The 24,280-nt window shown below is 71.1% G+C and carries 22 protein-coding genes, 1 tRNA gene and 1 pseudogene; 6 read left to right on the top strand and 18 right to left on the bottom strand.

The window, feature by feature from the left end:
• Positions 1–43: 43 nt before the first annotated feature.
• From LWJ43_RS18940 to LWJ43_RS18930, 3 genes are read right to left on the bottom strand one after another with little or no spacing between them, the layout of a single operon-like run.
• Positions 44–814 (bottom strand): energy-coupling factor ABC transporter ATP-binding protein, encoded by a 771-nt coding sequence (locus tag LWJ43_RS18940; RefSeq protein ID WP_277333419.1) that lies wholly within the window; start codon positions 812–814, stop codon positions 44–46.
• A complete protein-coding gene (cbiQ, locus tag LWJ43_RS18935) occupies positions 811–1,572 on the bottom strand; it encodes a cobalt ECF transporter T component CbiQ (RefSeq protein ID WP_277333418.1) in 762 nt (253 codons plus the stop codon). Before cbiQ ends, LWJ43_RS18940 begins: the two co-directional genes overlap by 4 nt.
• A gap of 1 nt (position 1,573) precedes the next feature.
• Positions 1,574–2,629 (bottom strand): energy-coupling factor ABC transporter permease, encoded by a 1,056-nt coding sequence (locus tag LWJ43_RS18930; protein WP_277333417.1) that lies wholly within the window; start codon positions 2,627–2,629, stop codon positions 1,574–1,576.
• A 178-nt stretch (positions 2,630–2,807) separates the two neighbouring features.
• Between LWJ43_RS18930 and LWJ43_RS18925 the strand changes: the two genes are divergently transcribed.
• A complete protein-coding gene (locus LWJ43_RS18925) occupies positions 2,808–3,185 on the top strand; it encodes an SsgA family sporulation/cell division regulator (protein WP_277333416.1) in 378 nt (125 codons plus the stop codon).
• Between the two features lie 151 nt (positions 3,186–3,336).
• On the opposite strand, the gene LWJ43_RS18920 is transcribed toward LWJ43_RS18925, so the two are convergent.
• Together LWJ43_RS18920 and LWJ43_RS18915 are read right to left on the bottom strand one after the other, a co-directional pair.
• Positions 3,337–5,550 (bottom strand): MMPL family transporter, encoded by a 2,214-nt coding sequence (locus LWJ43_RS18920; RefSeq protein ID WP_277333415.1) that lies wholly within the window; start codon positions 5,548–5,550, stop codon positions 3,337–3,339.
• 189 nt (positions 5,551–5,739) lie between these two features.
• Positions 5,740–6,312, bottom strand: coding sequence for a TetR/AcrR family transcriptional regulator (locus LWJ43_RS18915; protein ID WP_277333414.1), 573 nt, complete (start codon positions 6,310–6,312; stop codon positions 5,740–5,742).
• Between the two features lie 178 nt (positions 6,313–6,490).
• Between LWJ43_RS18915 and LWJ43_RS18910 the strand changes: the two genes are divergently transcribed.
• A complete protein-coding gene (locus LWJ43_RS18910; RefSeq protein ID WP_277333413.1) occupies positions 6,491–9,976 on the top strand; it encodes a S41 family peptidase in 3,486 nt (1,161 codons plus the stop codon).
• 112 nt (positions 9,977–10,088) lie between these two features.
• Here the strand turns inward: LWJ43_RS18910 and LWJ43_RS18905 are convergent, their stop codons facing one another.
• From LWJ43_RS18905 to LWJ43_RS18890, 4 genes are all read right to left on the bottom strand, one after another.
• Complete coding sequence (locus LWJ43_RS18905; protein ID WP_277333412.1) at positions 10,089–10,298, bottom strand: hypothetical protein; 210 nt, start codon at positions 10,296–10,298, stop codon at positions 10,089–10,091.
• Positions 10,299–10,384: 86 nt separating this feature from the next.
• A complete protein-coding gene (locus LWJ43_RS18900; protein ID WP_277333411.1) occupies positions 10,385–11,269 on the bottom strand; it encodes an SDR family oxidoreductase in 885 nt (294 codons plus the stop codon).
• Positions 11,266–12,222 carry an alpha/beta fold hydrolase gene (locus LWJ43_RS18895; RefSeq protein WP_277333410.1) on the bottom strand — a complete coding sequence of 319 codons (957 nt, stop codon included), beginning with the start codon at positions 12,220–12,222 and terminating at the stop codon, positions 11,266–11,268. Before LWJ43_RS18895 ends, LWJ43_RS18900 begins: the two co-directional genes overlap by 4 nt.
• Positions 12,219–13,742, bottom strand: a complete 1,524-nt coding sequence (locus tag LWJ43_RS18890) for a flavin-containing monooxygenase (RefSeq protein ID WP_277333409.1) — start codon at positions 13,740–13,742, stop codon at positions 12,219–12,221. The genes LWJ43_RS18895 and LWJ43_RS18890 overlap by 4 nt, the downstream gene beginning before the upstream one ends.
• Positions 13,743–13,908: 166 nt before the next feature.
• Here LWJ43_RS18890 and LWJ43_RS18885 point away from each other — a divergent pair, with 166 nt between their 5' ends.
• Positions 13,909–14,550 (top strand): MerR family transcriptional regulator, encoded by a 642-nt coding sequence (locus LWJ43_RS18885; protein WP_277335930.1) that lies wholly within the window; start codon positions 13,909–13,911, stop codon positions 14,548–14,550.
• A gap of 29 nt (positions 14,551–14,579) precedes the next feature.
• On the opposite strand, the gene LWJ43_RS18880 is transcribed toward LWJ43_RS18885, so the two are convergent.
• Positions 14,580–14,960 (bottom strand): antibiotic biosynthesis monooxygenase family protein, encoded by a 381-nt coding sequence (locus LWJ43_RS18880; RefSeq protein ID WP_277333408.1) that lies wholly within the window; start codon positions 14,958–14,960, stop codon positions 14,580–14,582.
• A 91-nt stretch (positions 14,961–15,051) separates the two neighbouring features.
• Entirely contained in the window at positions 15,052–15,870 is an 819-nt protein-coding gene (locus tag LWJ43_RS18875) for an exodeoxyribonuclease III (protein ID WP_277333407.1), read from the bottom strand.
• A 50-nt stretch (positions 15,871–15,920) separates the two neighbouring features.
• Here LWJ43_RS18875 and LWJ43_RS18870 point away from each other — a divergent pair.
• Positions 15,921–16,407: pseudogene (locus LWJ43_RS18870) on the top strand (GNAT family N-acetyltransferase).
• Between the two features lie 19 nt (positions 16,408–16,426).
• Here the strand turns inward: LWJ43_RS18870 and LWJ43_RS18865 are convergent.
• From LWJ43_RS18865 to LWJ43_RS18855, 3 genes are all read right to left on the bottom strand, one after another.
• Positions 16,427–17,212: an SAM-dependent methyltransferase gene (locus LWJ43_RS18865; RefSeq protein ID WP_277333406.1), complete on the bottom strand. Its 786-nt coding sequence runs from the start codon at positions 17,210–17,212 to the stop codon at positions 16,427–16,429.
• Between the two features lie 270 nt (positions 17,213–17,482).
• Positions 17,483–18,463, bottom strand: coding sequence for a MarR family transcriptional regulator (locus LWJ43_RS18860; RefSeq protein ID WP_277333405.1), 981 nt, complete (start codon positions 18,461–18,463; stop codon positions 17,483–17,485).
• 407 nt (positions 18,464–18,870) lie between these two features.
• Positions 18,871–19,449: a TetR/AcrR family transcriptional regulator gene (locus LWJ43_RS18855; protein WP_277333404.1), complete on the bottom strand. Its 579-nt coding sequence runs from the start codon at positions 19,447–19,449 to the stop codon at positions 18,871–18,873.
• A 90-nt stretch (positions 19,450–19,539) separates the two neighbouring features.
• On the opposite strand from LWJ43_RS18855, the gene LWJ43_RS18850 reads away from it, so the two are divergent.
• Positions 19,540–19,986, top strand: a complete 447-nt coding sequence (locus tag LWJ43_RS18850) for a DUF1772 domain-containing protein (protein WP_277333403.1) — start codon at positions 19,540–19,542, stop codon at positions 19,984–19,986.
• Between the two features lie 106 nt (positions 19,987–20,092).
• Here the strand turns inward: LWJ43_RS18850 and LWJ43_RS18845 are convergent, their stop codons facing one another.
• Together LWJ43_RS18845 and LWJ43_RS18840 are read right to left on the bottom strand one after the other, a co-directional pair.
• A complete protein-coding gene (locus tag LWJ43_RS18845) occupies positions 20,093–20,956 on the bottom strand; it encodes an alpha/beta fold hydrolase (RefSeq protein ID WP_277333402.1) in 864 nt (287 codons plus the stop codon).
• Positions 20,957–21,361: 405 nt separating this feature from the next.
• Positions 21,362–21,991, bottom strand: a complete 630-nt coding sequence (locus LWJ43_RS18840) for a hypothetical protein (RefSeq protein WP_277333401.1) — start codon at positions 21,989–21,991, stop codon at positions 21,362–21,364.
• 185 nt (positions 21,992–22,176) lie between these two features.
• Here LWJ43_RS18840 and LWJ43_RS18835 point away from each other — a divergent pair, with 185 nt between their 5' ends.
• Positions 22,177–22,545 carry a hypothetical protein gene (locus LWJ43_RS18835; protein ID WP_277333400.1) on the top strand — a complete coding sequence of 123 codons (369 nt, stop codon included), beginning with the start codon at positions 22,177–22,179 and terminating at the stop codon, positions 22,543–22,545.
• A 217-nt stretch (positions 22,546–22,762) separates the two neighbouring features.
• Here LWJ43_RS18835 and LWJ43_RS18830 read toward each other — a convergent pair.
• Positions 22,763–22,836 (bottom strand) — tRNA-Ala (locus LWJ43_RS18830).
• 255 nt (positions 22,837–23,091) lie between these two features.
• The gene (sepX, locus tag LWJ43_RS18825; RefSeq protein WP_462100892.1) at positions 23,092–24,198 is read right to left on the bottom strand and encodes a divisome protein SepX/GlpR; all 1,107 of its coding nucleotides are present in this window, start codon (positions 24,196–24,198) and stop codon (positions 23,092–23,094) included.
• Positions 24,199–24,280 lie beyond the last annotated feature (82 nt).

Raw genomic sequence — 24,280 nt, 5'->3', positions numbered from 1 at the left:
TGCATCGCGTCCCAGGTGGAACGGGTGGCGGGTCACCATCTGTTCACGGACGCGGAACCGACACGGAACGCGGGTCGAAGCCGAAGGGCAGCTCCAGCCGGTGCTCGCGCATGAGCGCGTCGTCGCACAGCAGGTCCTGCGTCCGGTCGTCGGCGGCGATCACCCCGTCGCTGAGGATGACGGCGCGCGGGCACAGTTCGAGGGCGTACGGCAGGTCGTGGGTGACCATCAGCACGGTGACGTCCAGGGACCGCAGGATGTCGGCGAGTTCACGCCGGGAGGCCGGGTCCAGGTTGGAGGAGGGCTCGTCCAGGACGAGGATCTCCGGCTCCATGGCCAGGACGGTGGCGACGGCGACGCGGCGGCGCTGGCCGAAGGAGAGGTGGTGCGGGGGGCGCGCCGCGTACTCCGCCATGCCGACCCGCTCCAGGGCGGTCATGACCCGCTGTTCCAGTTCGGGTCCGCGCAGTCCGGCCGAGGCCGGGCCGAAGGCGACGTCCTCGCGGACGCTCGGCATGAAGAGCTGGTCGTCGGGGTCCTGGAAGACGATGCCGACGCGGCGCCTGATCTCCGCCAGGTTCCTCTTCTCCACGGGGAGCCCGGCGACCCGGACGGTTCCGGCGCCCGCGTCGAGGATGCCGTTGAGGTGGAGGACGAGGGTGGTCTTGCCCGCGCCGTTCGGACCGAGGAGCGCCACGCGTTCACCGCGGGCCACGGTCAGGTCGACGCCGAAGAGGGCCTGGTGGCCGTCGGGGTAGGCGTAGGCGAGGCCGCTGACCTCGAGGGACGGCGCGGGGGCGGTGGGCAGGCTCATACGGTCCATCCCAGCAGACGGATGACGAGGGCGAGCACGGGGAGTGCCGCGGCGTGCGCCCACTGGGTCCGGGTGGCGGTGACCTCGTCGATCACCGGCATGGTGCCGGTGTAGCCGCGGCTGACCATCGCGAGGTGGACGCGTTCGCCCCGCTCGTAGGACCGGATGAACAGGGCGCCCGCCGTCTTGGCGAGGACGCCCCAGTGGCGTACGCCTCTCGCCTCGAAGCCGCGGGAGCGCCGGGCGATCGACATCCGGCGCAGTTCGTCGCTGATCACGTCGCCGTAGCGGATCATGAAGGACGCGATCTGGACGAGCAGGGGCGGCATCCGCAGCCGCTGCAGGCCGAGCAGCAGGGAGCGCAGCTCGGTGGTGGAGGCCAGGACGACCGACGCGGCGACGCCGAGGGTCCCCTTGGCGAGGACGTTCCAGGCGCCCCAGAGCCCGGGGACGCTGACGGACACGCCGAGGAGTTCGGTCTGCTCACCGGGGACGACGAACGGCATGAGCAGCGCGAACGCGACGAACGGCACCTCGATCAGCAGGCGCTTCAGCAGGAACCCGAGCGGGATCCGGGCGACGGCGGCGACTGCGGCGAGGAGCGCCGCGTACAGCGCGAAGGCCCACACGGCCTCGCGCGGGGTGGAGACGACCACCACGACGAAGCAGAGGACGGCGGCGAGCTTGCAGTGCGGGGGGAGGTCGTGGACCGGCGAGTGTCCGTGCCGGTAGAGCTTGTGTGCGTGGCCGGCGCCCATGTCAGACGGACTCGGTGGTGCGGGTGGTGGGCTCCTCGGGCGTACGGCGACGGCGTACCGCCCAGAAGACGCCACTGCCGACGACGACGGTGACGCCCACGCCGATCACTCCGGCGAGGCCCCCGGAGAGGCGGGCGTCGGTGACGTCCTTGACGCCGTAGTCGGCGAGCGGGGAGTCGGCGGCGCCGTGTTCCTGGACCTTCTCGTCGATGCCCTTGTCGGCGGCGACCTTCTCCAGGCCGTCGGGGTTCGCGGAGGCGTAGTAGGAGACGAAGCCCGCGAGGACGAGCGCGGCGGCCAGACCGGTGAGCCAGACCTTGCGCGTGGAGCGGGCCGCGGCGGGCGCGGGCGTGGGGGCGGTGGCCGGCGCGTCGACGAGTTCGCCGTCGATCCGGAGCTTGAGCGGGGTGCCGATACCGCGGGCACCGTGCACCAGGTCGGGACGCACCGCGATCACGGCGCCGACGGTCAGGGCGGTGATCGCCGCCTCCCCGACACCGATCAGGACGTGGACGCCGGTCATCGCGGTGAGGACCTTGCCGATGGGGACGTCGGTGGTACCGCCGACGGCGTAGATCGCCGTGAACGCGACGGCGGCGGCCGGCACGGAGACCAGCGCGGCCACGAAGGCCGCGGCTGTCGTCGAGCGGCGGGTACGGGGCAGCACACGCGTCAGCCCGCGGAAGACGGCGTAGGCGACGACGGTGGTGACGACTCCCATGACCGTGATGTTCACGCCCAGCGCGGTCAGGCCGCCGTCGGCGAAGAGGAGGCCCTGCATCAGCAGGACGACGGCTATGCAGAGCACCCCGGTGTACGGGCCGACCAGGATCGCCGCCAGCGCCCCGCCCAGGAGGTGGCCGCTGGTACCCGCCGCGACGGGGAAGTTCAGCATCTGCACGGCGAAGATGAACGCGGCGACGAGCCCGGCCAGCGGTGCGGTCCGCTGGTCCAGTTCACGTCGGGCCCCGCGGAGCCCGACGGCGACCGCGCCGGCTGCGACGACACCCGCCACGGCGGAGACGGGTGCGTTGATGAAACCGTCGGGTACATGCATGGAGTGGCTCCGCTTTCGGGCGTTACTGCTGGCGGGGTCGGAAAACGCTCCATGATAGTGCCTTCTTGCAAATGGTTCGCAAGAACGCAGTACTCACAACTGACCTCGCACCCGAAATGCCCAAACGGGAATATATGGGACATTAGGGAGAGAGATTTTCACACAGGAGGAGCCGGCCATGTCCCTCGTGATCCAAGAGCACGCCCGAGCCCGGCTCGTCACCGACGGCCCCGATCCCCGCCTGGTCCCCGTCGAACTGCGACACGACCCCGAGGATCCGGGGACCGTCCGGGTCCGGCTCCCCGGAGGTGTCGACCGGACCTTCGCCCTCGACCTCCTGGAACGCGGCCTGCGCTCCCCCGCCACCCGCGGCGACATAGACATATGGCCGTGCGGCCGGGCCCAGCTGGTCCTCGAACTGCACTCGGCCGACGGAGTCGCCGTCTTCCAGTTCGACAAGGCGCCCTTCATCCGCTTCCTGTCGCGGATCCGTGCGGGGACGGCGAAGCGCCCGGCGGCCGTCGAGGCCACCAAGGCCCCCGCCACCCGCGTCTGAGCGTGCCGGAGCCCCCGTGCCGTGCGCACGGGGGCTCTCTGCAGCCCCGGTCCCCCGTCCCCACAGGTAACCGGTGCTCCGGGGCCGCGTCCTGCTCGGCCGCTCATCCGCCCGGAAGCGGCCCCGGGGTTCGTGCGGCGCGCGCCGCGGATCAGACGCGGGCCGGCTCCCGCTTCCCGCCGCCCTCGGACGGGCCGTCGGAGAGCTCCTTGCGCAGGCCCTCACCCTCGACGTCCACGTTGGGCAGGACGCGGTCCAGCCGGCGCGGCAGCCACCAGGCGCGCCTGCCGAGCAGGGCGAGCACCGCCGGGACGACGGCCATCCGCACGACGAAGGCGTCGAAGAAGACGGCGATGGCCAGCGAGAAACCGATCATCTTGATCATCTGCTCGGAGGAGCCGATGAAGCCGGCGAAGACGGCCATCATGATCACGGCGGCCGCCGTGACCACCCGCGCCCCGTGCTTGAAGCCGGTGACGATCGCCTGGCCGGGAGTCTCCCCGTGGACATACGCCTCACGCATCCGCGTGACCAGGAAGACCTCGTAGTCCATCGCGAGACCGAAGACCACGCCGACCATGAAGATCGGCATCATGCTCATGATCGGCCCCGTCTGCTCGACCCCGAAGAGCGACCCGAGCCAGCCCCACTGGAATACCGCGACGACGGCGCCCAGCGCGGCGACCACCGAGAGCAGGAAGCCGAGGGCCGCCTTCAGCGGGACGAGGACCGAGCGGAAGACCACCATCAGCAGCAGGAACGCCAGACCGACGACGAGCGCCAGGTAGGGCAGCAGGGCGCTGTTCATCTTCTCGGAGAAGTCGATGTTCATCGCCGTGGCACCGGTGACCAGCACTTCGGCGCCGGTGTCGTCCTTGATCTGCGGACCCGCGTCACGGATCGCGTGGACGACGTCCTCGGTCTGGGTGGAGCTCGGCCGGTCCTGCGGGATGACCGTGATGGTCGCCGCGTCGCCGGCCTTGTTGAAGGCGGCCGGGGTGACGGCGGCGACGTGGCCGATGCCCTCGATCTCCTGCGAGACGCGGTCGGCCGCGGCCTTGCCGTCCGAAGCGCCCTTCGTGTCGACGACGACGAGCAGCGGACCGTTGAACCCGGGGCCGAAGCCGTCGGACAGCATGTCGTACGCCTGGCGCTGCGTGGTCGACTTCGGCTGGGCACCGTCGTCCGGCAGACCCATCTCCAGCGAGGCGGCCGGTACGGCGATGGCGCCGAGACCGAGGACGCCGACCAGCAGCACCCACACCGGCCTGCGCAGCACGAACCGCGCCCAGCGGGTGCCCATGTTCGGCTTCGCCTCGGGCTTGTTCTCCGCCTCTGCGGCCTTGCGCGCCTTGCGCCCCATGACCCGCTTGCCCGCGAAGCCCAGCATCGCCGGGACGAGGGTGAGCGCGATGAGGACGGCGATCGCGACCGTACCGGCTGCGGCGAAGCCCATCTTCGACAGCATCGGGATGTTGACGACGGCGAGGCCCACCAGGGCGATGACGACGGTCAGGCCGGCGAAGACGACGGCGGAGCCGGCCGTGCCGACGGCCCGGCCCGCGGCCTCCTCACGCTCCCTGCCCTCGGCCAGCTCGGCGCGGTAGCGGGAGACGATGAAGAGCGCGTAGTCGATACCGACCGCGAGGCCGATCATCATCGCGAGCGTGGACGTCGTGGATCCGAGGTCCAGCACGTTCGCCAGGGCGGTGATCGTGGACACACCGATCCCGACCCCGATCAGGGCGGTCAGCAGCGGCAGCCCGGCCGCGATCAGCGACCCGAAGGTGACCACCAGCACCACGGCGGCGACGGCGACGCCGATGATCTCGGTGGCTCCGGTCTCCGGCATCGCCTGGAGCGCGTCGCCGCCGATCTCCACCTTCATGCCGCTGCTCCGCGCGTCATGACCGGCGTCCTCCAGCGCCTCCCGCGTCCCGTCGGTCAGCTCCATCGAGCTGACCTTGTAGGAGACGGAGATGTAGGCGGTGGAACCGTCCTTGCTGACCGCGTTCGCCGCGAAGGGGTCGGCGACCGAGGCGATCTGGTCCGAGCCGGACTTCAGGTCGCCGACGATGTCCTGGATCTCGGCCTTGTTGGCCGCCGAGGTCACCTTCCCGCCCTCGGGCGCCTCGAAGACGACCCGGGCTGTCGCACCGTCGGCGCTGCCCCCCGGGAAGCGCTCGTCGAGCAGGTCGAAGGCCCGCTGGGCCTCCGTACCGGGGATCGAGAAGGAGCTGGAGGTGGGGGTGGACGCGGAGACCGCGCCGAATCCGGCGAGCGCCAGCAGCGCGACCCAGATGAGGGCGACGTAACGGCGGCGCCGGAAGGCGATCCGCCCCAGTTTGTACAGGAATGTGGCCACGGAGGGTGTACTCCCGGTCAGGTCGTGGAGTGGAAGAGGGCGTGAGGAACCAGCCCGACGACGAGAGCGGCGTGTCAGGTGGAGCGTCGGGGAGTCAGGTCGTACGGGACGTCGTACGGAGGGTCGTACGAAAGGTCGTACGGAGGGTCGTGCGAACGGTCGTGCGGACGGGAACGGAGAGCGAGGACGTCAGACGCCGAGGGCGGGGAACACCACGGCTTCCGCATAGTCGAGGAGGAACGTCTGGTCGACGGCGCGGCCGTCGACCAGCTCACGAGCGGCGAAGGCACCGATCATCATGTGCGGGACGTAGGACAGCGCCGGATTGTCCGGACGCACCTCGCCCCGGTCCACGGCGCGCCCGATCATCAGCCCGAGACCGGTGAGTTCCGGCTCGATCATCAGCTCACGCAGCGCCTGCAGGAGGTCGGGATTGCTGTGGACCGCCTGACCGAGCCCCCGCATCAGCGCGGAGTTCTTCTCCATCTGGCAGTCGTCGGTCTGCCGGAGCGCGGCATGGAAGTCACCACGCAGCGAACCGGTGTCGATCTCGCCGAGCTGCATCGGCTTGTTGTGCCGCAGCGCCTTCACGACGAGTTCGGCCTTGCCCCCCCACTGGCGGTAGAGAGTGGCCTTGCTGGAACGGGTACGGGCGGCAACGGCGTCCATGGTCAGGGCTTCGTAGCCGACCTCGCCGAGCAGATCGAGCACGGCGGCGTACAGCTCACCCTCGCGCTCGGGTGTGAGCCGGCTGCGTGCCATGTGTCGACCTCCTCTTGAGTTGCGCCTGGTGGATGGTACGTCAGCCGAAGATCAACTAACGGAACGAAACTGTTTCGTACACTTTGAAGGTACTCCCTCCGCGAGCGAAACGAGACAGTTTCGCTTGTGTCCTGCACCACAAGTTGCCGCGGGCCCTTCGCGCGGAAAGCATTGGAGGGTGAGTGACGACGTCGCGTATCTCCGTTTCCCGCACCTCCACAAGGACTTGCTCTGCTTCGCGGCGGAGGACGACCTATGGGTCTCCCCTCTCGCCCCGGCAGGACAGCGGCCCGGCCGGGCGTGGCGGCTGACCGTCGACCGGACCCGGGTCGGCCATCCGCGCTTCTCGCCCGACGGCAGCCGCATCGCCTACACGACCTGGCGCACCCTCGATCCAGAGATCCACCTCGTCCCCGTCGAGGGCGGGCCCGCCCGCAGACTCACCTACTGGGGATCGACCGACGCGCGGGTCTGCGGCTGGAGCCCCGACCCGGGGGACTCCTCGCAGATCCTCGCCGTCTCCTCGCACAACCAGCCGTTCTCCTACTTCTCGTGGGCGTACAGCGTCCCCACCGACGGCAGCCCGGGCGGCAAGCTCCCCTGGGGGCCCGTCTCCGACATCGCGGTGGCCGACATCGACGGCGAGCGGCGCACCCTGCTGCTGACCGGGAAGCCGCCGCACGAGCCGGCGGCCTGGAAGCGGTACCGGGGCGGCGCCATGGGCCGGCTGTGGCTGCACGGCGAACGGCTGCTGCCGGACATCGGCGGCCACCTGGACGCGCCCATGTTCGTCGGGCGCCGGATCGCCTTCCTCTCCGACCACGAGGGCGTCGGCAACCTGTACTCCTGCCGGATGGACGGCAGCGACCTGCGCCGGCACACGGACCACGACGCGTTCTACGCCCGGCACGCCTCCAGCGACGGCCGCCGGGTCGTCTACCAGTGCGGTGGCGACCTGTGGCTGGTCGAGGACCTGGAGTCGCCGGACGCGGTCCCGCGGAAGCTGGAGGTGCGGCTCGGCGGCCCGCGGACCGGCCGGCGCACGTACCAGGTGCCGGCGTCCAACCACGTCGACTCCCTGTCCGTCGACGAGACGGGCCGGGCGAGCGCCGTCTCCGTGCGCGGCAGCCTGTACTGGCTCACCCACCGCGACGGCCCGGCCCGCACCATCGCCGACACCCCGGGGGTGCGGGTCCGGCTGCCGGAGATGCTGGGCAGCAGCGGACGGGTCGCGTACGTCACCGACGCCGAGGGCGACGACGCGGTCGAGATCGCCTACCTGCCCCGGGCCAGCGGCGACCGCCCGCCCCGACGGCTGGCCGCCGGACGGCTGGGCCGGGTCCACGAGATCGTCTCCGACCCGGAGGGCGAGCGGCTGGCGATCGCGTCGAACGACGGCCGGCTGCTCCTGCTGGACACCACCGAGGACGAGGTCGAGCCGGCCGTGGACCTCCTGGGCCCCGACGGGGACGCCGCCGAAGCGTCCTCCGCGCCGCCGGAAGGACCGGACGAGGGTGTGGCCCCGCCGAGGACCGTCGCCCCGCTGGAGGCCCTCACCCGGGCGGACAACTCCGACGACGGGTCTCCCGACGACGGCGCCCCGGACGGCGTGACATCCGACGACGGGCCTCCGGACGACGGTCTCACCGAGCTCATCCGCTCCGTGAACGGCCCGGTCCGCGACCTGGCGTTCTCCCCGGACGGCCACTGGCTGACCTGGTCGCACCCAGGCGTCGGCCGCTCGTTGCGGCAGATCAAACTCGCCCGGATCACCGGCCCCGGCGCCCCGGTGACAGTGGACGTCACCAACGGCCGCTTCGAGGACGAGAACCCCGTCTTCACGGGCGACGGCCGCTATCTCGCGTTCCTGTCCTGGCGCGGCTTCGACCCGGTGTACGACGTCCACACCGGCGACCTCTCCTTCCCGCTGGGCTGCCGCCCGTACCTGGTCCCCCTCTCCTCGGCCACCCCCTCCCCCTTCGCCCTGCTCCCGGACGGGCGGCCCGCGGCGGGCGGCCTGGACCCGGTGGACGTCCCCGAGGGCCCGGTCGAAGGACCGACGGTCATCGTGGAGTTCGAAGGGCTGGAGAGCAGGGTGACCCCGTTCCCGGTGTCCGCGTCGAAGTACTCGGCGCTCCAGCCGGTCAGCGGCGGCGGTCTCGTCTGGCTGCGATGGCCGATCTCCGGCGCCCTCGGCGAGACGTTCGCGAACCCGGCGGACATGTCGGGCCGCCCCACACTGGAGCACTTCAACATCGCCAAGGCCCGCAGGACCGAACTGGTGGCCCACCTCGACTGGTTCGCGGTCAGCGGGGACTCCACCCGGCTGGTCGTCATGGACGACGGCGAACTGCGCGCGGTGCCGTCCAACGAGACCGGCGACAACGACACGACGGTCTTCCTCGATCTGCGCCGCGTCCTGCACGACGTCGACCCGGCTGCCGAGTGGCGCCAGGCGTACGGGGAGGCGGGACGGATCATCCGGTCCTACTTCTGGGAACCGGACATGTGCGGCATCGACTGGGACGGCGTGCTGGACCAGTACCGGCCCCTGGTCGAACGGGTCTCCTCCCCCGAGGAGTTCGCCGACCTGCTGCGTGAGGTGCTCGGGGAACTCGGCACCTCCCACGCGTACGTCTCCCCCTCCCGCCGCAACGAGGGTCCGCCGCACTACCAGCGGGCGATCGGGCTGCTCGGCGCCAACCTCGTGTGCAGGGAGGGCGAGTGGATGGTGCGGCGCATCCTGCCCGGCGACTCCTCGGACTCCAAGGCACGTTCGCCGCTCGCCGGTGCGGGCGTCCGTGAGGGGGCCGTCCTCACCCATGTCGACGGCCGGCCGGTCGACCCGGTCGCGGGGCCGTACCCGCTGCTGACGGCGGCGGGCGGCACCACGGTGGAGCTGACGTTCCGCCCGGCCGGAAGCGAGCACGGCGGCCGGTCACGCCGTATCGCGATCGTCCCCCTGGTCGACGAGCGCCCGCTGCGCTACCAGGACTGGGTGGCCAAACGGCGAGAGGTCGTACGGGAGTTGAGCCAAGGCAAGTGCGGCTACCTGCACATCCCCGACATGGGGGGCTCCGGCTGGGCGCAGTTCAACCGCGACCTGCGGCTGGAGGTGTCGCGCCCGGCCCTGATCGTGGACGTGCGGGGCAACGCGGGAGGTCACATCAGCGAGCTGGTCGTCGAGAAGCTGACCCGCACCATCCTCGGCTGGGACCTGACCCGCAACGCCCAGGCGGTCTCGTACGCCTCCAACGCGCCCCGGGGGCCGGTCGTCGCCCTCGCGGACGAGGCGACGTCCTCCGACGGGGACATGATCACGGCCGCGTTCCGGCTGCTGGAGCTGGGCCCGGTGGTGGGCCAGCGCACCTGGGGCGGGGTGGTCGGGATGACCGGACGGCACCGGCTCGGCGACGGCACGGTGATCACCGTGCCGATGAACGCGGCCTGGTTCGACACGTACGGCTGGTCCGTCGAGAACCACGGTGTCGAGCCCGACCTTGAGGCGCTGCGCACCCCGCTCGACTGGGCCGAGGGCCGCCACGCCGTGCTGGACGACGCCGTCAGGGTGGCCCTGGACCTCCTGGCCGCCCACCCGGCCGCCACCCCGCCCACGTACGACACCGCCCCGGACCTGCGCAGGCCCCCGCTCCCCCCGAGGTGACCTGCCGGGCCTGCCCTCCGGGGCAGGCCCGGCCGGCCCGGGGCACGCGGAAGGGGCGTACCCGGCAACCGGGTACGCCCCAACAGACCGCGACAGCTAGGCGCGTCGGCCGTCAGCGCTCGGAGCGCTCACGAGCCTGCTCACCGGCGTCGCGCGCCCGGTCCCGCGCCTCGGGCCGACGGCCCTGCGCCTGGTCCTGGGCACGGTCCGGGCGGCCGGCGGAGCGCTCGCGCGCCTCGGGCCGCTTGCCGCCGGCCTTCTGCTGCTTGGCCTGGTCGGCGAGCTCCTGCGCCTTGTCCTTGAACTGGTCTGCGATACCCATGCTGTTCACTCCTATGTGGGTGCGTGGGGTCGGCCCCGGTGGGACCTCGCTCAGACTTACACACCAGGACATTCACCGCATTTCGATCATCCGCCCCGCACGCGCTCCTTCTGGTCGGCCTGTCCCCCGGCCCCCACGAGCCCCTTTCCGACGCCGTCGAGCCGGGACCCGAACCGCTTCATCTCGCGCTGCCCCACGGTCCCTGTCAGCGCCGGCAGGTACCCCCGGATCGACTGCATCCCGCGCAGCCACCACTGGGCGTAGACGTGCGCGGAGCGCCGTTCGACACCCGCCACGATCCGGTCGACCGCCGGGCCCAGGGGGTAGGTGCGGTTCGTCGGCCACGGCAACCGCTGCCTCAACTCCCGCATGACGTCGTCCTCGTCGGCACCGCGCACCATGTCGGTGTCGGTCCAGGACAGATACCCGACCCCGACCTTCACGCCCCGGTGGCCGACCTCGCCGCGCAGACAGTGGGCGAACGCCTCCACCCCGGACTTGGACGCGCAGTACGCGCTCATCATCGGCGCCGGGGTGATCGCGGCCAGCGACGCTATCTGCAGGAAGTAGCCACGGCTCTCCATCAGCACCGGCAGGAACGCCCGCGCCGTGACCGCGCCGCCTATCAGGTTCACCTCGATGACCCGCCGCCACGCCTCCGGGTCGGAGTCCACGAGCGGGCCCCCGGTGGCGACACCCGCGTTGGCCACGACGACGTCGACCTTGCCGAAGCGGGCCTTGACCTCCTCGGCGACCCGGCTCATCGCCACGTGGTCGGTGACGTCCGCGTGCCAGTGGTCGCTCTCGGAGTGCAGCCGCTCCGAGACCTTCTTCAGCTCGTCCGGCTCCAGGCCGACCAGCGCCAGCGTGGCACCCCGCGCCGAGAGTTTGCGCGCCAGCAGCTCGCCCACTCCCCGCGCCGCGCCCGTGACGACGACGACCTGGCCTTCGAGACTCCGCCTGCCGCTCATGCGACCTCCTCCTCGCCCACGGCTTCCGCCGCGCTGCCCGCACCTTCAAGAGTGACGTACGCGGCCACCAGCTCGCGGAGCTTCGCGGTGACCACCTCGGGCGCCTCGACCGGTGTCATGTGCCCCATGCCCGCCAGTTCGGTGAGCCCGAGGCTGTGCGGCAGCGCCGCCTCGACGGCCCTCGCGTGCACCGGCGGGGTCAGCCGGTCCTCCGTGCCCGCGATCACCGCGGTGGGCAGCCGCAGCTCACGCAGCCGCGCCTCCAGGTCGAGCTCCGCGAGCACGTGCCCCCAGGCGACGCGTGCCCCGCGGGGACACGCATGCACGATCCTGGCACAGATATCCACGCGTTCCGGGGCAGAACCACGTCCCATCGTGGCGTACTTGAAGATCATCTTCGAAGCCGCGTTGACCGGCCCGAGCGGCGCACGCGCACCGAGGACCGCGGCGGTCATCCGGGTACGCAGGGCGCCGGCCCGCAGCGGGAGCACCAGCGACTCGGCCGTCAGACGCGAGCTGCCGGTGCTGCACAGCAGCACGGCCGCCCCGTGCTCCCGCACGGCGTCGCGGCCGGCCGCCGCCATCAGCGTCATACCGCCCATGGAGTGCCCGCCGAGCACCGCCTTCCGCCCCGGTTCGAGCGTGGCCCTCAGGACCGCTTCGAGGTCGTCGGCCAGTGCGCGCGTGCTGTACCCGCCGGGGCCGGCCTCGGGGCTGCGCCCGTGGCCCCGCTGGTCGTAGACGACGACCCGGTGGTCCACCGCCAGGTCACGCACCTGCGCGTCCCAGAAGCGGGTGTTGCAGGTCCAGCCGTGGGCCAGGACCACCGCGGGCGCGTCCTCGGGCCCGTGCACTTCGACGTGGATGCGCGCCCCGTCGGCCGAGACGACGCTCAGCTCGCGTACGGGCACGGGTGCGGACACGCTGTCCGCCGTCTGCGTCAGCCGGCTCATCGTGCGGCCTCCTCTGTCACGGCCTGCGCCGCGGTTCGGCTGGTGGCGGGCGGACGGACGACCTCGTACTCACCGAGGTCGACCGATCGGGTGGCGCGCCGGAACTCGGCCGTCGTACCCGGCCAGACCGTGGTGTTCCGGCCGTTGGCGTCGAGGTACCAGCTGGTGCAGCCCCCGGTGTTCCAGACGGTCCGCTTCATCCGGTCCTGGACCCGCCGGTTCCAGGCGCCGACCGCGGAGGGCCTCGCGTCGAGCGCCGCGCGGCCCCCCAGGACGTCCAGCTGGCGCATGTAGTCGGCCATGTAGTTCAGCTGGGACTCGATCATGAGGATCATGGAGGAGTTCCCGAGCCCCGTGTTGGGGCCGATGATCGTCATCCAGTTGGGGAAGCCCGCGGCGGTGGCGCCCCGCAGCGCCTGCATCTCGTCCTTCCAGGACTCGGCGAGGGTGATGCCGTCGGCGCCGACGACCCGGCTGGCGATCGGCATGTCCGTGACGTGGAAGCCGGTGCCGAGGATGATCACGTCGGCCTCGGTCTCCGAGCCGTCCGACCCGATCAGGGTCGATCCCCGCACCTCGGACAGACCGGAGTCGACCACGTCGACATTGGGCTGCGCGAGCGCCGGGTAGTAGGCGTTGGAGAGGAGGATGCGCTTGCAGCCGATGCGGTACGAGGGGGTCAGCTTGGCCCTCAGCGCGGGATCCTTGACGGCCCGCGCCATGTTGGACTTGGCTATCGACTCCACGAGCCCCAGCTGGTTGGGGTGCTTGGTGAAGGCACCGACCTGCAACTCCCTGATGCCCCACAGGAGTCCGCGGCGCGCGGTGGCCGTGAAGGGCAGGGCCCGGTGCAGCCACTTCTCGGCTCCGCTGATGGCCCGGTCCATGCGGGGCATCACCCAGGGCGGGGTCCGCTGGAAGAGGGTGAGCCGGCCCGCCTTCGGCTGGATCTCCGGGACGATCTGGATCGCGGAGGCACCGGTGCCGATCACGGCGACGCGCTTGCCGCTCAGGTCGTAGTCGTGGTCCCACTGCGCGGAGTGGAAGACCTTGCCCGGGAAGTCGGCCAGCCCCGGGATGTCCGGCAGCTTCGGGTCGGAGAGCGGGCCGGTGGCGGACACGACAGCGTCGGCGGTGATCGTGTTGCCGTCGGCCGTCTCGATCACCCAGTGCAGCTCGTCGTTGTCCCAGCGCATGACGGTGACTTCGTGGTCGAGCCTGATGTGCGGGCGCAGCCCGAAGGTGTCGGCCACGTGCTCCAGGTAGGCGCGGATGTGCTGCTGCCCGGAGAAGGTGCGCGGCCAGTCGGGGTTGGGCGCGAACGAGAACGAGTACAGGTGGGACGGTACGTCGCAGGCGCAGCCCGGGTAGCTGTTGTCGCGCCAGGTGCCGCCGACGGCACCGGCGCGTTCGAGGACCAGGAAGTCGGTGATGCCTTCGCGGCGGAGCCGGACTGCGGCTCCCAGGCCCCCGAATCCGGATCCGATCACCGCCACTCGTACGTGCTCGTGCTGGGCCATGCTGCCGCCTCCCCGCGGTACGTGCGACTCTGCCAGCAATCACTGGCATGGTTGGGAGGTTAGAGCAGCTCCGTACCGATGGGTAGGGGGCGGGACGAGGAAAGTTACCGGCGGTACAACATAGGGTGCGAGAGTGGCTGAAGGACGCGAGCACCGCGAGTACCGCATGGAGGAGCTGGCCGAGGAGGCCGGCATCACCGTGCGCACCCTGCGCTTCTACCGGGAGCGCGGCCTCATCCAGCCCCCCCGCCGCGAGGGCCGCATCGCCTGGTACGACGACCACCACCTGGCCCGGCTGCGCACCATCACGGGGCTGCTGGAGCGGGGCCACACCCTCAACGGCATCGCCGACCTCGCCGCCACCTTCGACAGCGGCCGGGACGTCGCCGAGGTGCTGGGCCTGGGCGAACCCACCGAGGAGACCCCGGTCAGGCTCACGCCCGAGCAACTCGCCGACTACTTCAAGGACCAGGCCACGGCGGAGAACCTCGCCGCCTCCATGGAGCTCGGCTACCTCGGCATCGACGGCGACGAGATCGTCCACATCAGCCGGCGCCTCCTGGAGGCCTCGTCCCAACTGGTGCGGGCCGGCGTCCCGCTCGACGCCGTGCTCTCCTCGGGCCGCCAGGTCCGCGAGCACGCCGAAGCCCTGGCCGACCTCTTCGTACGCGTCCTGCGCACCCACACCGCGCACGGCGAGCCCGACCAGCTCCGCACGCTCGCACACGCGGTGGTGGACGCCGAGCTCTCGATGGCACTGGACCGCAGACTGCGCGAGGACAAGGCCGCGGACGAGCCCCGGGACTGACGGGCCGGAGTCGCGGGGGACGAGTCCCCTCAGCCCTCCACAGGCCCTTGTGGCACCGGGGGCCGCACGAACCCGTGACTCCGCTCCACCTTCGCCACGTGCAGCGTGTAGCTCTCGTACCACTCGGCCCGCCCGCGCTTCTGCGCCTCGCGGTGCCCTGCGTCGGTCCGCCACGCCGCGAGGGCGTCGGCGTCACGGAAGTACCCGACGGTGATGCCCAGCCCGCCGGGGGTCTGCGCGTGATCCATCCCCAGATACCCGGGGATGCCCTTCACCAGCTCCTCCATGCGCGAGGCGGTCTCGCCGTAGCCGTCCTGGCCCGGAGTCCGGACCGCGGTGAAGACAGCCACGTAGTAGGGCGGTTCATGGGCTCCGACGGGCGCGACGGGCTCGGGCGAGTGATCGCTCATGGCATCACCGTAGAGCGGGAGCGCCCGGCGACGCACCGACTTCACGGACTTCACCGGCCGGGGCGGACACCGCGCCACGCCGGCCGACGCGTCACGGGCGTTCGTAGGTGACCGTCACCGGCGCGTGGTCGCTCCACCGCTCGCCGTGCGTGGCGGCGCGCTCCACCCACGCCTTCACCGCGCGGGCGGCCAGGCCGGGGGTCGCCACCTGGTAGTCGATCCTCCAGCCGGCGTCGTTGTCGAAGGCCCGGCCCCGGTAGGACCACCAGGAGTAGGGGCCCTCCTGTTCCGGATGCAGGGCGCGGACCACGTCCACGTACGCCGCCTCGTCGAACACTCGGGTCAGCCACTCCCTCTCCTCGGGGAGGAAGCCGGAGTTCTTCTTGTTGGACTTCCAGTTCTTGAGGTCGGCCTCACGGTGGGCGATGTTCCAGTCGCCGCACACCACCACCTCGCGCCCCTCGGCGGCCGCCCGCGCCCTCAGCCCCTGGAGGTAGGGGAGGAAGGCCGCCATGAAGCGCTCCTTCTCCTCCTGCCTCTCCGTGCCCACCTCACCGGAGGGCAGGTAGAGGCTGGCGACCGTCACTCCCGGGAGATCCACCTCGACGTAGCGGCCGGAGGTGTCGAATTCCTCACTCCCCGGCACCTCGAACCCGCCGAACCCGATCTGCACGCGCTCCGGCGCGCGCCGCGTGAGGATGCCCACGCCCGCGCGCCCCTTGGCGGCGGCCGGCGCGTACACGGCGTGCCAACCCTCGGGCTCACGCACCTCCTCGGGCAGCTGCTGCGCTTCGGCGCGGACTTCCTGGAGGCAGACCACCTCGGCCTCGGTCCGCCCCAGCCACTCGACGAAACCCTTCTTCGCGGCGGCACGGATCCCGTTCACGTTCACGGTGGTAACAGTCAGCATCCAGGTACAGTACCTACGCGGGGCGTACGCATACATGTACCATCATTCGCATGAATATCCAGCCGCGGCCGTTCGATCACCCCGACGCCGTGAAACTCAACGACTTGGTGCAGCTCGAGTACGCCGAGCGCTACGGCGACGAGGGCGACGTCACCCCGCTCGACGCCACCATGTTCGACCCGCCGCACGGGCTGTACCTGCTCGCTTACGACGAGCAGGACCGCCCGCTGGCCACCGGCGGAGCGCAGCCAGGAGCGGAACGCGGAGGGGTACTCCGACGGCGACGCCGAGATCAAGCGCATGTTCGTGATCGCCGAGGGCCGTGGCCAGGGCCTCGCGCGCCGCATCCTCGCCGCCCTGGAGGCCGACGCGCGCGCCGCCGGCCGCACGCGCATGGTCCTGGAGACCGGGGACCAGCAGCCCGAGGCGATCGCGCTGTACACGTCGAGCGGCTACACGGTCTGCGAGAAGTTCGGCCACTACCGCACGTACGACAGCAGCATCTGCATGGCCAAGCCGCTGGTCGAGCCCTCCTGAGACGACTGCCCGCGACCGCCTAACGCACCCGCGCCACCCCGACGTAGAACCCGCTCCGCCCGTACACCGGCGCGGGCTCCTCCTGGTACCACTCGGGCGCGGTGACCAGCCCCGGCTCGACGAGGTCCAGCCCCTCGAAGAACGGCTCGACCTCCTCACGTGTGCGCATGCGCAACGCGATAGCGCCCTTCCTGTACGCGGACTCCGTCTCCCGCTTCAGTTCCGGGTGCTGATCGGCGGTGCCGTGCGAGAGGACCAGGTAACTCCCCGGGGGCAGCGCCTCGACCAGGGTGCGGCTGATGCCGTACGGGTCCTGCTCGTCGGGCAGGAAGTGCATCAGCGCGATGAGGGACAGCGCGACGGGCCTGCTGAAGTCCAGCAGCTCCGCGGCACGTTCGAGGATCGCCTCCGGCTTGCGCACGTCCGCGTGGATGTAGTCGGTGGCGCCCTCGGGGCTGCTCACCAGCAGCGCCTCCGCGTGGCGCAGCACGATCGGGTCGTTGTCCGCGTAGACGACCCTGGCGTGTGGCGTGACGGCCTGGACGACCTGGTGGAGGTTGGGCGCGGTGGGGATGCCGGTCCCGATGTCCAGGAACTGGTCGATACCCCGCCCGGCGAGCCAGGCTGACGCCCGGTGCATGAACGCCCGGTTCCGCGCCGCGTTCGCTCTCGCCTCGGCGGGCAGCTTCTCCGCGACCTCCTGGTCGACCGGGTAGTTGTCCTTCCCGCCGAGCAGCCAGTCGTAGACCCGTGCCGGGTGCGGCTTGCTGGTGTCGACAGGGGAGCTGGGTGTACCGGCTGTCACAGGGCGCCCTCCATGCGGAACCACGAACACCCGACCCGCGCCCGACCTGCGCGACCCTCAACAGCGGTCACCAGGAGGGCGGGTGAGCGAGGACGGCCCAGGTTACCGCCTGGTCGCCCTGGCGGCCTCCGACTCCCCGCGCAGGCCGCCACCCCACCTCCGTGTTCATCCGCGACCCCGAGTACACGGAGGGCGGGTCCTGGCGGTCGGACAGGGGTAGTGCGCGGCGTTCGTACGATGACGGCGCGAGGCCGAACCCTGCGGACCGCCTCAGGGCATCCGGAGCTTCTCGCGGAGGGTGCGCATGTGGGCCTCGATGTCCCGCTCGACGACCGGTCCGTCCGGCGTCGCGGCCGTCCCCTCCGGGGTCTGGCGGCAGGCGCGGCAGAGGCCGTCGGGCAGGGCTTCGGCCGGTCCGGGGCGCCCGCATTCCGTGCATTCGACCAGGAGGGTGCGGACGGACGCGGCCGGAGCGGCGACGGCCTCCGGCAGTCGCGCCGGAACCTTGTCGGTGAGGCGGCGACGGACGAAGCCGACCGGCGAACCGACCCGGTCGGGCAGTCCGGAGGCCAGGGCCCGGGTGACGTACTCGGCGTCCACGCCACGCTCCAACCAGGCCGCCGCCAGGCCCTCCAGGACTGCGCAGTCGGCGGCGGAGAGCGCCAGACGCGGTTCCACACGCCCGAGTCGGGCCAGGGCCAGGTACGCCGGGGACGGCCCCTCGGCGGCAGCGGCGACCGGAGCTTCAGGGATGCGCTGCCGGGGAACGGCGGGCGTTGCACTGTCCGGCTCCGTGGGCGCCGCCTCCACGGTGGCCTGTCCGACGGCGGCCTGTCCGGGAGTCCCGTCGGCGTCCGACGCGAGCTGCGCCGCCCACCACTCGTTGTCGCGGGCGGTGCGGGACCAGAAGGTGAGGGTGACCCAGCGGCTCTGCCCGAGGCTCTCCACGCGGCAGCGCACATGACGGAGGTGCCCGGCCACGGCCAGCCGCCTGAGCGCGGTACCGATGGCCATCTGGCCGTACAGCGGAAGGTCCTTGGCCAGGGACTTGATGTCCATGGCGGCCCCGTCGGGCAGGTGGTCGACGTAACCGGCGATGTACCGCTCCCGCTCAGGCAGCAGGGCGAAGTCAGCGGGACCGGAAGGGCGTTGACCGGGCGCGGAACGCTTGCCGTAGCCGGTGCGGGCCTGGCGGTAGGGGCGCGAGGGTGCGGGTGCGTGCGGGGCGGAGCTAAGGTGCTGGGCAGCCACGAGATCGTCTTTCTTGGTTGCGATCTTGAGGTCAGACCCCGGCCGGTGCTGCTAACACCGCGTCGGGGTCGACGCGTTGTGGGCACCGTAAGCAGTCGCGACGCTGCGCCGCAACTCGGTCACGATTAGTCATACTTGCTGGCCGTGACGGGGCGGGGAGGGTGGGGAGGTTTCCTCAACCCCCTTCTTCCACCCCCCGGATGAACAACAGGGCTCGACCCCCGGACCTCGGATCCCGGCCCCCGAGGCCCGAAGCTCAAGCGCCGGACGGGGGACCGCTCATGACCCCTCGAACGAGTGATGCGGCGATTCCGGAGCTCAAGCCCCGAGCTTCGGGACCCGAGCTTCGGGACCCGCGCTCCGGGACCCGCGCTCCGGGACCCGCGCTCCGGGACCCGCGCTTCTCGTCAGAACGCGGCGAGGCGGTCCACCAGCAGGCCCACTCTGACCTCGGTGTGCTCCGGCGGGAGCCGGCCCGCCCGGGTCAAGGTGACCAGCCCGTGCAGGGCCGCCCAGAACGTCTCGGTGAACAGCCCAGGATGGACGCCGTCGCCCGCGACTTCGCCGAGGGTCTCCAGCAGGGCGGCGAAGGCGTCTTTCAAGGGCTCCGGGGTGTCCTCCCGTGCGTACGCGAGACCGCCGTCGAGCTGGAAGATGGCGTCGTAGACCGCCGGATTGCGTGCGGCGAAGTCGAGGTAGGCGCGAGCGAGGGCGGTGACCCGGGCGCGAGGCCCGTCCGCGGCGGAGGTCGCGGCCCGCACCGCCGCGGCCATCTCTGTGGCACCTTCCAGGGCGACCGCGCCGATGATCTCGCGTTTGCCCCGGAAATGGCTGTAGAGGACGGGCTGGCTGTATTCGATGCGCTCGGCGAGCCGACGGGTGGTGACCGCGTCCCAGCCCTGCTGCTCGGCGAGTTCGCGGGCCGTGGCCACGATGAGGCGCTCGCGGCCCGCCCGCTCACGCTCCTTGCGTTCCTGGACTGACATACTGCGACCCTAGCACCGCTAGACAATCGAGCGGCAGCAGGACTAGCGTTGCTTCGTCAGCTAGCAACGCTAGATTCCAGGAGGCTCGGCATGCTCGACGCACTTGAGGTCTTCACCGTCGTGGTCGTCGGTGTGATGGTGGGGGTGGAGTTCTCCGTCGCCTTCGTCATGAAGCGCATCTTCGACGCACTGCCCGGCGACGGCGGCCAACTCGGCCGCGCTCACGGAGGCCGGATGCTCGGCGCCGTGATGCCGTTCTGGTACATCGGCTCGCTCGTCCTCGTCGCGGTCCGGGCCGTCGCGGGGTGGCACCACGACGGCACCGGCCTCACCGTCACCGCCGGCGTGCTGCTGATCGTCAGCGTGATCATGTCGGTCCTGCTGCTCGTCCCGATCAACAACAGGGCCAAGACGTGGACCCCGGAGAACCGGCCCGAGGACTGGAAGGAGCAGATGAACCGCTGGGACCGCTTCCACTACGTCCGCGTCGCCGTCATCGTCGCCGCCTTCACCCTGCTGGTCGCCGCCGTCGCCTGAGCCTGCGGGCCGGCACCCGTCGATCACCGGCCGACAGGTGCCCTGGGCGTGACGCGCGGCTTCTGCAGCACGGACCACGGACGCCCATCCGCGCCGAGTCCGCAGGTCAGGAGTCTGCGGGCAGGAGCGCGGCGATCTCACCCAGAACCCGGGCCGCCGGCGCCGGCTCGACCAGCCACTTCAGGTGGCTGCTGGTGAGCGTCCGGACGTCGTAGGGGTTCTCAGGCGTCAGCGCGTCGCCCTCGCGGATCATCCGGTCCTGCATGGCGAGCGGCACGCTGGTGTCCTCGGTCAGCCGGACGTACGACTTGGGGATCCGCCCCCAAGTGTGGGCCTCCGCCCGGTCGTCGGGTGTGCTGGCGTCGAGGTTCTCGTCGGGCTGGAAGGTGTTGAGGAGGGCCATGAACTCCTCGTCCGTCCCGTCGGAGAGGAACGCCGCCTTGAAGGCCGTGAGGACGCCAGGGTCCGCGGTGCGGAAGTTCGAACGCAGCAGCCCGAGCTCGACAGGATTCCCGACCATCGCCGAGGCCAGCCCCTTGGCGTCGACCGTGGCCATCTCCGGCTCGGCGTAGTAGGCGCCGACGTCGAGGTCGACGGGGCACCAGGCGGAGACGTAGACGAGGCGGTCGATCAGGTCGGGCCGCTGATTGGCCGCGACGGTGGCCGTCATGCCGCCGCGGCTGTGTGAGACGAGGACGACGGGCCCGTTCCGCTTGGCCCGCTCCAGTATCCCGATGAGGTACGCGGCGTTGTCGGCGAGCGTGACGCCCTTGATGGCCCCGGGCGCGGTAGCGAGCCCTTCGAGGTCCTGAGGTGCCTGGTAGGCGCGCGAGTACGTGGCCGCGAACCCGTGCCCCGGAAGGTCGACGGCGACGGAGCGGTGCCCGAGGAGGCCGAGTTCGGCTTGGAGCGGCGCGAAGGAGAAGGAGTTCGCGAAAGCGCCGTGAACCAGTACGAACGTAGGTTGCATCTGTCTGCTCACTTTCTGGCCTCTGCGATGTCGGCGACACGCGCGTCCCCGGTTTCCAGCGACGCGAACCACCGCACGGCCGAGGCAGGGGGACAAGTGTCAAGCACGGTGTTCCGAGGGCGGCTCAGGGCGAGCAGCCCGGCATCCGATCCGATGCCTGACAGTACTCAGCGAAATATCATCCGCACTACTCGGACGAGTCCTTCCGCTTGTGCATTTCGCAGAGGGGCGGCGGTCGTGGGGAAGGGGCCGGCGCTGTTCACGACGGCCGCCGCACGACGGGACCCGTACAGGCCCGGCACGACCACGGCCTCGGGCCGGAGTCCCGTCCGGTCGCAGTCAATTGCTGGATCGTCATCACGGTCCGACTGCCAGTGGTGACAGGAGCTCGCCGTCGCGAAGAGCTCAGACCCCCACCAACCAAAGAACCAACCTGATCAGTACGAGCACGTTGAGCACCATCCCGGCTTCGAGTAGGTGCCCGCGTACGCGTTGTCGGAGAAGGCGGATACCGCGCCACACCCCGTACGCGGCCATGCCGGCTGACGCGAGCAGAATGACGACCTGCAAGGGCCGTCCCGCCCCGTTATGCGTCGCAACGGAGATGACGACGTAGGCCAGGATCATCTGGGGAAGCCCCAGAAGCCATATCTTCCGCACCTCGGCAGCGTCTGGCGTGACCTGGGCCTGAGCCGCAGTCGGCATGCCGGACGGGAAAGCCGGCGGGGGGCCCGCAGCGGCGCCCTGTCGGGTGGCGGACTGCGCCGGTGGGCCGGAACGCAGACGGAGGACTCTGAACATCAGATCGGCGAAGTCCGGGTCCGCCCGCAATTCGTCGGCCAGCACGGAGGCCACGATGCTCGCTGATCCCTCGCCGGGCTGCTCGTGCAGCCTGGCCAACGCGGAAGCCCCCAGAGTGCTTCTTCCAAGCCGGCCCGAGACCAGTTCCTGTACCGCTGACCTCTGCTCGACCGGGACCGGCGCGTTTCCGGTCAGCACCCGCACCGCCGCCGCGGCTAACTCCGAAGCGTGCATTCCCCGTCCTTCCCCCGCACGTCAGTAGGTGCTGAGAGCCTATGGGAGTCTGTGCACTGACGAACAGGCCACGGAAACACGCGCGGCAGGACTGAGTTGGGCGATTGATCTTCGTTGGCACGAAGCAACCAGCCGTCATGCGACGGCGATCGGCCAAGCTTCCGTGTCACGGGACAAGGGGCGACGTGCCGGAGAAGACATCCCTGCGGATCGAATCCGTCGACTCCGTGACGCCGGGCGTCACCGGCCCGGGGGACGACACGGCCGTGTGTGTGGTCCGCTGTGTCGGGGGGACGGCACGGTTGGGCATGGTGTTCCGACACCCGGATTCCGCAGCCGGCCCGGAGACGTCCGCACCACGTTTCGTACTGACCGCCATCGAGTGCTACGGCAAACAGGTCGAGCGACTGGACACCGTCCACTCCGGCAGGGTCGCGCTCACCGGAGCCGGAGCGGAGACACTGGCGAAGCGCGATGTCCTGGACTCGGCACCGTCACCCGCCGGCGTTCCCCCGCAGGACGATGATCCCCCCTGCCCCGATCCGGGAGCCTGACGGCCCGCGCGCCGGACATCGTGGTCCCAGCGCCTGGGAGGGCCCGCTGCCGGATCGGATGCACGGGCCCTCAGCACGCGACAGCCTCGCGATACATCGAGCAGAGCGCTGCAGACCGTGCCGAAGGCTGTTCAACGTCTTCTGACTGTGCTCCCACGACAGAGAAACGACGAGATCCCGCCCGATCTTTCGATCGGGCGGGATCTCGTGTGTGCGGTGGACCTGTGGGGATTTGAACCCCAGACCCCCTCGATGCGAACGAGGTGCGCTACCAGACTGCGCCACAGGCCCTTGCAACGAGTGAAACTCTAGCACCCCGACGGGGGTGCTCGGAAATCCGTATCCCGGCAGGTCACCGAGCCTGGCTCTCGCGCTTCTCCGGCGGGAAGTACCGAAGTCGCCCGGGCTCGTCAGGCTGCCGTACGAGCCGAAGCCGGTCAGGATCGCGGAACGCCGCCACCGGGACCGGAGCGGGGCTCGCGGCCGTCACAGCCGTCGTAGCGGCGGCGTCACGCAGGGATCCAGGACACTCGCGGTGGGGCCGGCTCACTCGTTGGCCGCGCGCGGCCTGTCCTCGTCGTCGTACTGGTCGAAGAGGGGTGTCCGGCCGCGGTCGCGGGTGCGCTTGGGCGGGATGCCGCGGCGGCGCGGGGCGGGGTCGGCGTCGCGCGTGTCGGAGTCCTGGGTGTCATGGCTGCCCGTCCGGGTGGGCTCGGCATGGCTGGACCGGGCCGCGCTCCACGTCTCCGGGTCGCCGACCTCCACCCCGCCCCTGGTGCGCGGGGCGACGGGGGCGGTGACGTAGGTGGGGAGCGGCACCGGGACGGGCTCCCAGCTGTCGCCCTGGGCCGGTCCGCGTTCGCGCTGCTGGTCCACCCACTCCGCGTGGTCCGTCTGCTCGACCAGGGCGCGGCGGCCGGCCTCCTGAGGGGAGACCACGGGGGCAGGTGCGGGCGCCCCTCCGGGCTCCTCGTCGGGCTCGGCGGGAGCCGAGGACGCGGGCTGGTGCCTGCGTGTACGGCTCTCGCGCAGCCGCTGAGCGGCAACCTCGGCGCGTCGCCGGTCCATGGTGAAGACGAACCGGCGGCGCTCCTGACCGCGCAGATGCACGATGTACGTGCTCAGGAGCACGGCGGGAACGGCCGGTGCCCAGAGGAAGCGGAGTCCGCCCACCGCCGCGACGACCGCGCCGAGCGTGAAGGCCATGAAGAGCATCGTGGTCGTACGCCGTCGGCGCGCCAGGACCTGCGAACGGCGTCGCCGCTCGCGCTCGGATTCCGCACCGGAGGGGCGTCGGCGCCGGGCCTCGGCCGGCGGGCGGTCCTGCTCGTCCCGGTCGGGTACCGGGTCGTGCAACCGTGCTTCCGTATGTGCCGGTGGCGCGGAAAAGGCCCGGACGTCGACGGACTCCATTCGGTCCGTGACGGCATCCGGGTCCACGTCGCCAGGCGCCTCCTCGGCATCCCGCTCCCGCAGCTCCTTGGCGTAACGGCGCTCCATGGCCGCCCGTCCGGACAGCAGCCGGATGGCGGTGCTGAAGCGTTCCGTCGGACGGGCTTCATTGAGTTCGTCCTGCCTGCGGAGCCACATCGGCACCAAGTAGGCGGCCCATGCACCGACGATGACTGCGTAGATGAGGCCGCTGCTGCTCACGCTCACACCGTAGAGGGGTTTGCACGGCAGCATCCGCCAATTGGCCCGGTGTGTCGCACGATCAGGCTCATATGACGGACTT

It is taken from the genome of Streptomyces sp. JH34 (assembly GCF_029428875.1).
In the GTDB taxonomy this organism is placed as follows: domain Bacteria; phylum Actinomycetota; class Actinomycetes; order Streptomycetales; family Streptomycetaceae; genus Streptomyces.
Note: the sequence above shows the minus strand (reverse complement) of the source record. Positions and strands in the feature narration are given on the sequence as shown.

Excerpts from the sequence above, each read along its gene's own strand:
- LWJ43_RS18890 (WP_277333409.1), bottom strand. The coding sequence starts at position 13,742 with ATGGCCCAGCACGAGCACGTACGAGTGGCGGTGATCGGATCCGGATTC.
- LWJ43_RS18930 (WP_277333417.1), bottom strand. The coding sequence starts at position 2,629 with ATGCATGTACCCGACGGTTTCATCAACGCACCCGTCTCCGCCGTGGCG.
- LWJ43_RS18895 (WP_277333410.1), bottom strand. The coding sequence starts at position 12,222 with ATGAGCCGGCTGACGCAGACGGCGGACAGCGTGTCCGCACCCGTGCCC.
- LWJ43_RS18875 (WP_277333407.1), bottom strand. The coding sequence starts at position 15,870 with ATGCTGACTGTTACCACCGTGAACGTGAACGGGATCCGTGCCGCCGCG.
- LWJ43_RS18855 (WP_277333404.1), bottom strand. The coding sequence starts at position 19,449 with ATGTCAGTCCAGGAACGCAAGGAGCGTGAGCGGGCGGGCCGCGAGCGC.
- LWJ43_RS18850 (WP_277333403.1), top strand. The coding sequence starts at position 19,540 with ATGCTCGACGCACTTGAGGTCTTCACCGTCGTGGTCGTCGGTGTGATG.
- LWJ43_RS18880 (WP_277333408.1), bottom strand. The coding sequence starts at position 14,960 with ATGAGCGATCACTCGCCCGAGCCCGTCGCGCCCGTCGGAGCCCATGAA.
- LWJ43_RS18900 (WP_277333411.1), bottom strand. The coding sequence starts at position 11,269 with ATGAGCGGCAGGCGGAGTCTCGAAGGCCAGGTCGTCGTCGTCACGGGC.
- LWJ43_RS18905 (WP_277333412.1), bottom strand. The coding sequence starts at position 10,298 with ATGGGTATCGCAGACCAGTTCAAGGACAAGGCGCAGGAGCTCGCCGAC.
- LWJ43_RS18885 (WP_277335930.1), top strand. The coding sequence starts at position 13,909 with ATGGAGGAGCTGGCCGAGGAGGCCGGCATCACCGTGCGCACCCTGCGC.
- cbiQ (WP_277333418.1), bottom strand. The coding sequence starts at position 1,572 with ATGGGCGCCGGCCACGCACACAAGCTCTACCGGCACGGACACTCGCCG.
- LWJ43_RS18940 (WP_277333419.1), bottom strand. The coding sequence starts at position 814 with ATGAGCCTGCCCACCGCCCCCGCGCCGTCCCTCGAGGTCAGCGGCCTC.
- LWJ43_RS18845 (WP_277333402.1), bottom strand. The coding sequence starts at position 20,956 with ATGCAACCTACGTTCGTACTGGTTCACGGCGCTTTCGCGAACTCCTTC.
- LWJ43_RS18925 (WP_277333416.1), top strand. The coding sequence starts at position 2,808 with ATGTCCCTCGTGATCCAAGAGCACGCCCGAGCCCGGCTCGTCACCGAC.
- LWJ43_RS18915 (WP_277333414.1), bottom strand. The coding sequence starts at position 6,312 with ATGGCACGCAGCCGGCTCACACCCGAGCGCGAGGGTGAGCTGTACGCC.
- LWJ43_RS18840 (WP_277333401.1), bottom strand. The coding sequence starts at position 21,991 with ATGCACGCTTCGGAGTTAGCCGCGGCGGCGGTGCGGGTGCTGACCGGA.